The sequence below is a fragment of the Bacillus sp. TL12 genome (genome assembly GCF_022625245.1).
GTDB lineage: Bacteria > Bacillota > Bacilli > Bacillales > Bacillaceae_G > Bacillus_A.
In genome coordinates this window covers 1-1971 of sequence record NZ_JAJJBY010000131.1, presented here as the reverse complement: position 1 = coordinate 1971, position 1971 = coordinate 1, and the positions used below count along the sequence as shown (strand labels likewise).

The window sequence follows — 1971 nt, the reverse complement described above, 5'->3', positions numbered from 1 at the left end:
GTATCTGGGGTTGCTTCTTCTGTTTACTCTTCGATAAAATAGACATATAGAATATCGAAAAGAAAGGTGACTCTAACCATGAATCAACCTTTAGTGAATTTACGAGTCGATTTTGCGTTCAAACAATTATTTGGTGTACAAGGACAAGAGGAATTACTGATTTCGTTTTTAAATGCAATCTTGCACGAGTCTTTATCCTCACCAATTGTATCTCTTCAACTTGAAGATCCACATTTGCATAAAGAATACGAGGAAGACAAATTATCCATACTAGATATATTAGCGACACTTGATAACGGAACGAAAGTAAATATAGAAATCCAAGTACGAAATACACAGGATATAGTGAAACGTTCCCTTTATTATTGGAGTAAACTTTATACATCCCAGCTTGAAAAAGGAATGCCATATCGTTCTCTTCGCAAAACAATTGCGATTAACTTATTAGATTTTCATCTCTTTCCTGATTATGAAGATATGCATACAATCGGACAGTTTTGGAGTAAGCAACAGAACCACGTCTTACTGGATGACCTTGAAATTCACTTTATTGAAATTCCGAAATTGCTTCAACAATGGAGAGAAGAAAAAATTAATCTGTGGGAAAATGAATTTGCTCGTTGGTTACTGTTGTTACCAGCACATGAAGATGAGCATTTAACTCACACTTTGGAGGACATCGCCATGAAACAAGACCCGATGTTACAAAAAGCTATCCATAAATGGGAGAACATGAGTCAGAGCAGTTCTTTCCGCCTAGCGTATGAAGCCAGAGAAAAGGTTTTATTTGATGAACAAGCCAAATTAGCACATGCTCGTGAAGTCGGTATCGAAGAAGGTATTGAAAAGGGTAAATTAGCTGAAAGAGAACAATTAATCCGTGGCATGCATAAAAACGGAATGGATATAGAAGATATTGCGAAGTTTACGAATATGGATATTACGGAAGTTCGTCATATTTTGGGACAATAAAAGGTAGACATCTCATTCAAAAGAGGTGTCTACCTTTTATTTCTTCAGTTACCGTGCCCCTATTTGGCATACGGCAACCATTCGTTACTTTTGGAGCCACTCAAGAAAAAGATACTAAATAGGTCTACTTTTTTAATTTTTTTTATTCGGTAAAGTGAAATTAAAGTTAGAAATTACGTGTTCGGTAAAGAAAACCACTAACTTTTTACTGAATAACTGCACCGAAGTCACTTTCGGTATAGTAAAATGCCATAAAAAACATAGAAATTGCCGAGTGGCTGAAGTAATCGTTGCCGTACCCCATGCCCATCAACTTAAGAAAACAACTCCACCCCAAAACGAAAAAATGATCTTTTTTATTACAAGTTAGGACAAAATCTCGTTCTGGGGGTAGTTGGGGTTCAGCCGAGATACGTGTAAAACTAGGTCATAGCAATACATTTTTTACCAAATGTTGTTTATCGGTGATATTTGTAATATAAACGTTCGTTTTTGTTACATTTTTTCTTTTTAAATTCTAAACTAGATTGTATTGAAATCAGATATAACAAAATACTGTCCCAAAAATAATTTGTCACAATATAAAACTTCTACTTTTTTGTTGCATTGATTGTTTATTGATTTATAACATTCTATTTTCTATTCAACATACAATTGGTGTATTCTGTCTTATTCCCCTTTTTCGGGGGATGGGCAAAGTTATCCATGTTAGGATCCAAGTCATATGAAACAGCCACTTCTATATTGAGTGGCGTTGAAGCCATGCATATGATGAAAAAAGGATAACTTTACTTACAGGTGAAGTCTGCCCAAAATGAAGTTAGATTCATACATGAATTATTTGGAATTGCATCATAATCTACCATTGAACAGCCTATGCAGGTTTCTATGCCTCTATCAAATGATTTTTGCATCAGAACCGTTTTTAGTTCTTTTTAGTGCATCTATCATTCTGTTTTTTTCGACCACTTCCAACAATTATACCAATAACTAATCCAA

1 protein-coding gene and 1 pseudogene are annotated in these 1971 nt (G+C 34.7%); both read left to right on the top strand.

Annotation, left to right across the window (positions count from 1 at the left end; translation table 11 throughout):
- Nucleotides 1-78 precede the first annotated feature (78 nt).
- Nucleotides 79-972: an Rpn family recombination-promoting nuclease/putative transposase gene (locus LOK41_RS27950; protein ID WP_241819348.1), complete on the top strand. Its 894-nt coding sequence runs from the start codon at nucleotides 79-81 to the stop codon at nucleotides 970-972.
- Between the two features lie 702 nt (nucleotides 973-1674).
- A pseudogene (locus tag LOK41_RS27945) lies at nucleotides 1675-1830 on the top strand (IS6 family transposase); the annotation flags it as partial.
- Between the last annotated feature and the right edge of the window lie 141 nt (nucleotides 1831-1971).

What these genes read in the sequence shown, in the direction of transcription:
- LOK41_RS27950 (WP_241819348.1), top strand. Translation starts at nt 79, where the DNA reads ATGAATCAACCTTTAGTGAATTTACGAGTCGATTTTGCGTTCAAACAA.